5 protein-coding genes are annotated in these 6,815 nt (G+C 75.1%); 2 read left to right on the forward strand and 3 right to left on the reverse strand.

Features of this window, described 5'->3' with window-relative positions; all coding sequences use genetic code 11:
• Together NH602_RS26435 and NH602_RS26440 are read right to left on the reverse strand one after the other, a co-directional pair.
• Positions 1-2,283 (reverse strand): Tex family protein (locus NH602_RS26435; protein ID WP_253069202.1); only part of this gene is annotated, 2,283 nt, incomplete at its 3' end.
• A gap of 175 nt (positions 2,284-2,458) precedes the next feature.
• Positions 2,459-3,061: a TetR/AcrR family transcriptional regulator gene (locus NH602_RS26440; protein ID WP_073574591.1), complete on the reverse strand. Its 603-nt coding sequence runs from the start codon at positions 3,059-3,061 to the stop codon at positions 2,459-2,461.
• Positions 3,062-3,151: 90 nt separating this feature from the next.
• On the opposite strand from NH602_RS26440, the gene NH602_RS26445 reads away from it, so the two are divergent.
• Entirely contained in the window at positions 3,152-3,592 is a 441-nt protein-coding gene (locus NH602_RS26445; protein ID WP_208622899.1) for a hypothetical protein, read from the forward strand.
• A gap of 11 nt (positions 3,593-3,603) precedes the next feature.
• Positions 3,604-5,262, forward strand: a complete 1,659-nt coding sequence (locus NH602_RS26450; RefSeq protein WP_253069203.1) for a GMC oxidoreductase — start codon at positions 3,604-3,606, stop codon at positions 5,260-5,262.
• An 84-nt stretch (positions 5,263-5,346) separates the two neighbouring features.
• Here NH602_RS26450 and NH602_RS26455 read toward each other — a convergent pair whose 3' ends face one another.
• Positions 5,347-6,558, reverse strand: a complete 1,212-nt coding sequence (locus NH602_RS26455) for a cytochrome P450 (RefSeq protein WP_253069204.1) — start codon at positions 6,556-6,558, stop codon at positions 5,347-5,349.
• Positions 6,559-6,815: the final 257 nt, after the last annotated feature.

Below are 6,815 nucleotides of genomic sequence, written 5' to 3' on the forward strand. Positions count from 1 at the left end.
GCCGCCGTCGCGGCCCCGGCCGCCCTGGCCTCCGCCCTGGCCCTGGCCGGGCCCGCGGGACCGGCCGCCGCGCTCGCCGGCACCGGGCTCGTCGTCCAGACGCAGGGTCAGCGAGATCCGCTTGCGGGCCTCGTCGACCTCCAGGACCTTCACCTTGACCACGTCACCGGACTTGGCGACGTCGCGCGGGTCGGACACGAAGTCCTTGCTCATCGCGCTCACGTGCACGAGGCCGTCCTGGTGCACCCCGACGTCGACGAACGCGCCGAAGGCGGCCACGTTGGTGACGACGCCCTCCAGCAGCATCCCCGGCCGCAGGTCGGAGATCTTGTGGACGCCCTCGGCGAAGGTCGCGGTCCGGAACGCCGGCCGCGGGTCCCGGCCGGGCTTCTCCAGTTCGGCCAGGATGTCGGTGACGGTCGGGAGCCCGACGCCGTCCTCGACGTAGTCCTTGGGCTTGATCTGGTGCAGCCGTGCGGCGTTGCCCATCAGGGCGGACACGTCGAGCGTGGTGCGCTCCACCATCCGCCGGACGACCGGGTAGGACTCGGGGTGCACGCCGGTGACGTCGAGCGGCTCGTCCCCCCCGCGGATGCGCAGGAAGCCCGCGCACTGCTCGAACGCCTTGGGCCCCAGCCGCGCGACGCCGGTCAGCGCGGTCCGGTTCCGGAACGGGCCGTTCTCGTCGCGGTGGGCGACGATCGCGCCGGCGAGGGACTCGGAGATGCCCGAGACCCGACGCAGCAGCGGCGCGGACGCCGAGTTCACGTCGACACCGACGGCGTTCACACAGTCCTCGACGACCGCGTCGAGCGAGCGCGACAGCGACGACTCGGGCAGGTCGTGCTGGTACTGCCCGACCCCGATCGACTTCGGGTCGATCTTGACCAGCTCGGCGAGCGGGTCCTGCAGGCGCCGCGCGATGGAGACCGCGCCGCGCAGCGAGACGTCCATGTCGGGCAGCTCGGCCGAGGCGTAGGCCGACGCCGAGTACACCGACGCGCCGGCCTCGGACACCATCACCTTGGTCAGCTTCAGGCCCGGGTTCGCCGCGATGAGCTCACCGGCCAGCGCGTCGGTCTCCCGCGAGGCGGTGCCGTTGCCGATCGCGATCAGCTCGACGGAGTGCTTCGTGCACAGCGCCGCCAGGGTCTTCAGCGACCCGGCGCGGTCCTTGCGGGGCTCGTGCGGGTAGATCACCGCGGTGTCGACGACCTTGCCGGTCGCGTCGACGACGGCGACCTTGACCCCGGTGCGCAGGCCCGGGTCGAGGCCCAGGGTCGCGCGGGTGCCCGCGGGGGCGGCGAGCAGCAGGTCGCGCAGGTTCGCGGCGAACACGCCGATGGCGCCCTCCTCGGCGGCGGTGCGCAGCCGGACCCGGATGTCGATGCCGAGCGCGGTGAGCAGGCGGGTCCGCCACGCCCACCGGACGACGCCGAGCAACCAGGCGTCGCCGGCGCGGCCGCGGTCGGCGACGCCGTACTCGGCGGCGATCAGGGCCTCGTAGGGGTTCGGCTCGTCGTCGGCGACACCGGCGTCGAGGGTGACGTCGAGCGCCTCCTCGGACTCACCGCGGAAGACCGCGAGGATCCGGTGCGAGGGCAGTGTCGTGAACTTCTCGGCGAAGTCGAAGTAGTCCGAGAACTTGGCCGCGGCCTGGTCGTTCTCCTTGCCCTCGCGGACCGTGGTGACCAGCCGCCCGTGCGCCCACATGCGCTCGCGCAGGCCGCCGACGAGGTCGGCGTTCTCCCCGATCCGCTCGACCAGGATCGAGCGGGCACCCTCCAGCGCGGCGCCGGCGTCGGCGACCTCGTCGGTCACGTAGGCGGCCGCCGACGAGTGCGGGTCGAGGGTCGGGTCGGCGAGCAGCGCGTCGGCCAGCGGTTCCAGGCCCTGCTCGCGGGCGATCATCGCCTTGGTGCGGCGCTTGGGCTTGTAGGGCAGGTAGATGTCCTCGAGCCGGGCCTTGGACTCGGCGGCGAGGATGGTGGCCTCGAGGGACTCGTCGAGCTTGCCCTGCGACCGGATGGAGTCGAGGACGACGGTGCGCCGCTCCTCCAGCTCCCGCAGGTAGCGCAGCCGCTCCTCCAGGGTGCGGAGCTGGGCGTCGTCGAGGCCGCCGGTCGCCTCCTTGCGGTACCGGGCGACGAAGGGGACCGTCGAGCCCTCGTCCAGCAGGGCCACCGCGGCCCCGACCTGGTCCGGCCGGGCGCCGAGCTCGTCGGCGATGCGCTGGTTGATCGAGCGGTGCTGCTGGATGTCCGGGGGTGCCGTGCCTGTCACCGCCCCATCGTGGCGAACGGTGTCGCGGGCGCCACCGCCGGGTGGGGGGTCGCGTCCGCGCCCGTCCGGACGGCGGCCCCCGTGACCGTCGACGAGTGTCCGACATCCGATGGAGAACCCGGTGGGTGAGCGTCCGCTCACCCGTGCCAGACTGCCGCCCGTGGCTCGCTGTGGATCATGGCTCGCCGGGCGGCCCGCCGTCCGCGGCCAGCGCGGCGAGCCCGGTCGCGAGCGCGTGCACCATGCGGCTGTACAGGTCGGGCGGCGCCTCGCCGGGCACACCGAGGCGGTACTCCCGGACGAGGCCGTGGAACAGCGCGATCATCGCGGTCGCCAGCTCGTCGTCCGGCACGCCGAGGTCCACCCCGGCGGCCGCGCGGCCGCGCGCCACCATGGCTGCGGCCTCGTCCCGGACCCTGCGGTGGTGGTCGGCCACGGCCGCGCGCATCGCCGGAGTGCGCATCGCCACCGCCCAGGTCTCGGCGTCGAGCAGGGTCGCCGGGCGCGAGCGGGCGGTCTCCAGCAGCACCGTCTCCAGCTCGGCCAGCGCCTGTTCGGGGCCCGCGTCCATACCGGACCGCACCCGGTGCAGGTCGCCCTCCAGGTGGCCGGTCATCAGCGCCCGGAACAGGTCCTGCTTGCTGCCGAAGCGGCTGTAGATCGACCCCACCGACACCCCGGCGGCGCGGGCGATCTCGTCCACCGAGGCGCCGTCGTAGCCCCGCTCGGCGAACACGTCGGCTGCCGCGGCCAACAGGGCCGCCCGCGTGCGCGCCACGCCGTCGTCCCGTGTCTCCCGGCGCCTGCCCCCGGGCGTCGCTCCCGTCACGTCGTCCCCCGTCCGCTCCCCCAGGTCCCGGAGGTTCCCATGCGGTCGCGCAGTCTGCTGCTGTCCGTGCTCGTCGGAGTGATCGTCGCCGGAGCGGGGGCCGGTGTCGCGTCCGCCTCGACCTGTGACGACGCCTGCCGGGTCGACGGTGCCCGCGCCTATGTCGCCGCACTCGCCGACCACGACCCGTCGGCGGTGCCGTTCCACCCACACGCGACCCGGGTCGAGGCGGGGCTGCCGACCGGGTTCTCCGGCGACCAGCTGCGCGCCGACCTGCGGTTCGGCCCCCAGTACCGGATCATCCGCGCCGTCTCCGACGAGACCTACCGCGTGCGCGGGGACGGCGTCGTCGTCGCGGAGTTCACCCTGTCCGTCGGGGCGGGTCCGGTCGAGCTCACGACCGCGCGGGTGCACGAGACCTTCCGTTACGACGACGGCCTGATCCGCGAGATCGTCGCCGACATCCGGATCGGGGGCTGAGCCGGATGCTGGTGACCAGCCGCCGGGGGTTCCTGACCGGGACCGCGCTCGGTGCCGCCGCGCTGGGTGCCGCCGGGACCGCGACCGCCGCGCCGGCCCTGCTGCGCCGCGAGGTCACCGCGATGTCCGCACCGGCCGTCGTCGTCGGGAGCGGGCTCGGCGGGTCGATCGCCGCGGCCCGGCTCGCCGAGGCGGGCGTGCGCACCCTGGTCCTCGAACGCGGCCGCCGCTGGACCACACCGGCCACCGACACGTTCCCGCCGTTCCTGCGCCCGGACCGCCGCTCGTCGTGGCTGACTCCCGCGCCGGTGTTCCCCGGCCAGCCGCCGACCCTCTACCGGCCCTACACCGGCCTGTTCGAGAAGGTGTCCGGGCGCGGGATGAGCGTGCTCTGCGGGGCGGGCGTCGGCGGGTCGACGCTGGTGTACGCCGGGGTGTGGATCCGGCCGGACGCGGCGGTGTTCTCCGCGGCGGTCCCCGGCATCGACCACGACGAGCTCGCCGCCGTGCACTACCCGCGCGCCGCCGCCCGGGTCGGGGTCTCGCCGATCCCCGACGACGTCCTGGCCCACCCCGCGCACGTCGGCACCCGGCTGTTCCTGGAGCAGGCCCGCCGTGCCGGGCTGACCGCGCAGCTGCTGCCCAACGCGACCGACTGGGACGTCGTGCGCGCCGAGTTCGCCGGGCGGGCGACGCCGTCGATGTCGGTCGGCGAGTACTTCACCGGCGTCAACTCCGGGGCGCGGCTGTCGGCGGACAAGAACTACCTCCGCGACGCCGAGGCCTCCGGACTGGTCACCGTCGCCCCGCTGCACCGGGTGGTCGACCTGCACGCAATCGGCGGCGGACGCTACCGGCTCGACGTCGAGCGGATCGACACCGACGGCGTCGTGCGGGAACGGATCGCGCTCACCACCGGCGCGCTGTTCCTCGCCGCCGGGTCGACCGGCACGTCGCGGCTGCTCGTGCGGGCCCGCGAGACCGGGACGCTGCCCGACCTCACCGCCGACGCCGGCCGGTTCTGGGGCAACAACGGCGACCGCATCCAGCTGCGCGTCGGCGTCCCCGAACCGGCGGGCGGGCCGCAGGCCGGGCCGATGGCGGCCGGCATCCGCCCGCCCACCGACGACCGCGCAGAGGCCGTCACGCTCACCTTCGGTCCCGCGCCGCTGCCGTTCGACGTCCGCGCGATGTCGCTGCCGGGTTTCGGGGCCTGCGACCCGGTGGGCGAGTTCCGCTTCGACGGCGCCACCGGCGAGGCCGTGCTGCACTGGCCGCCCGACGGCGACGCCGACGCCCAGCGCACCGTCCGCGACCTCACCCAGCGGTTGATCGCCCCGGACGCCCCGGTCGGCGCCGGCCTCGGACGGGTCGTCTCCGACGTCGCCTCCCGGCTGCCCGCAGGGCTCTCCGGCCTGGTCGCGCGTGCCGCGGACGCACCCTCCGGGGTCCTCGACCTGGGGACACCGGACCCGGTCACCTGGCACCCGCTGGGCGGCGCGGTACTGGGCCGGGTCACCGACGACCGGGGACGCGTGGCCGGGCACCCGGGACTGCACGTCGTCGACGGGGCACTGGTGCCGGGGACGACGGGGAGCACGAACCCGTCGTGGACGATCGCGGCGATCGTGGAGCGGGCGATGGACGGGATCCTGGCCGACGGGCTGTGAGCCCGGCCCGCGGCGCCCCTGTCCGGTCCGCGGCACCCCGTGCGTGGGTCGCCGCGCGAGGTCATGGGGTGCCGCGGCACCGGCTCACCAGGTGACCGGCAGCGCCCGCACTCCCCCGGTGACCTGCTCGGCGCGCACGTCCAGGTCCTCCGGGGCGACGGCGAGCCGCAGCCCGGGCAGCCGCCGGAACAGACGCGCGAACACCGTCGCGAGCTCGGTGCGGGCCAGGCTCGCACCGATGCAGAAGTGGCCGCCGTAGCCGAAGGACACGTGCGGGTTGGGCCGGCGGGTCGGGTCGAAGGCGTCGGCGTCGTCGAACACCCCGGTGTCCCGGTTCGCCGACGCCGTCGAGATCATCACCGCGTCACCGCGGCGGATCGTGACGCCCCCGGCCTCGATGTCGGCGTGCGCGTAGCGCAGCAGCCCGAGCCCGCCGGGGGCCGACATGCGCAGGACCTCCTCGACCGTGCCGTGCAGCCGGCCGTCGACGTCGGCGACGAAGGCGTCCCGGCGGGTGGTGTCGGTGAGCAGCAGGAGCACACCGAGGTCGATGCGCCCGACGGTGGTCTCGTGCCCGGCGAACAGCAGCCCGGCGGCGAGCCGGGTCAGCTCGGCCTCCCCGAAGCCGGGGTCCTCGGCCTGGGCCCGTACGAGGTCGGTGACGACGTCCTCTCCCGGGGTCTCCCGCTTCGCCGCCGCGAGCCGTCCCATGTAGCCGCGGAACTCGGTCATCGCGGTCTCGGCGTCGCCGCCGGAGCGGATGGTCGCGACCCGCTCGGACAGCCCGCTGAAGTAGCCGCGGTCGGCGAAGGGCACGCCGAGCAGCTCGCAGATGACCAGCACCGGGAGCGGGAACGCGAGGTGGGCGTGCAGGTCCGCGACGCCGTCGGGGGACGTCTCCCGCGCGGCGACGAGGTCGTCGAGGCAGCCGTCGACGAGCTCGCCGACGTGGTCGCCGAGGCGCCGCATCCGCTTGGCCGAGAACGCGGGGACCAGCAGCCTGCGCATCCGGTCGTGCTCGGCCTTCTCGGTCTCCACGGTGCCGGTGGGGCCGGCCAGGACCGCCGCCTCGGACACCCGGGCCGCCTGCTCGGGCGCGGGGTGCGAGCGGCCGAGCCGCGGGTCGGCGAACAGGGAGCGCGCCTCGGCGTGCCGGGTGACCAGCCACGCCGGGTCACCGACGGGGGTGCGCACCGGCACGATCGGCCCCTCGCGGCGGAGTACCGCGTACAGCGGCGCGACGTCGATGACGTTCGGACGGTCGAAGGGCAACTGCGGGGCCTCGGTCGTCGTCACGGCGGAACTCCCTCGTCGTCATGATCGGGACACCGGAACGGTAGCCGTCTATCGTTTCGCAGCGCAACAGGCAGGTGTACTCCTCCGCCGCCGCGCGGGCGTCCGACCGAGGCACGATGCTGGACCCATGGCGACAGGGAAACGCATGCAGCGGGCGGCCGTCCTGGCCCTGGCCCTGTTAGCGCTGGGCTGCGCCGCGCCGGCCGACGGCCCGGCCGCACCCGGGCGTGCGGGCACCCCCGCCCGGTTCGCCGAGC

This window comes from Pseudonocardia sp. McavD-2-B (genome assembly GCF_024124365.1).
In the GTDB taxonomy this organism is placed as follows: domain Bacteria; phylum Actinomycetota; class Actinomycetes; order Mycobacteriales; family Pseudonocardiaceae; genus Pseudonocardia; species Pseudonocardia alni.

What these genes read in the sequence shown, in the direction of transcription:
- NH602_RS26445 (WP_208622899.1), top strand. Translation starts at nt 3,152, where the DNA reads ATGCGGTCGCGCAGTCTGCTGCTGTCCGTGCTCGTCGGAGTGATCGTC.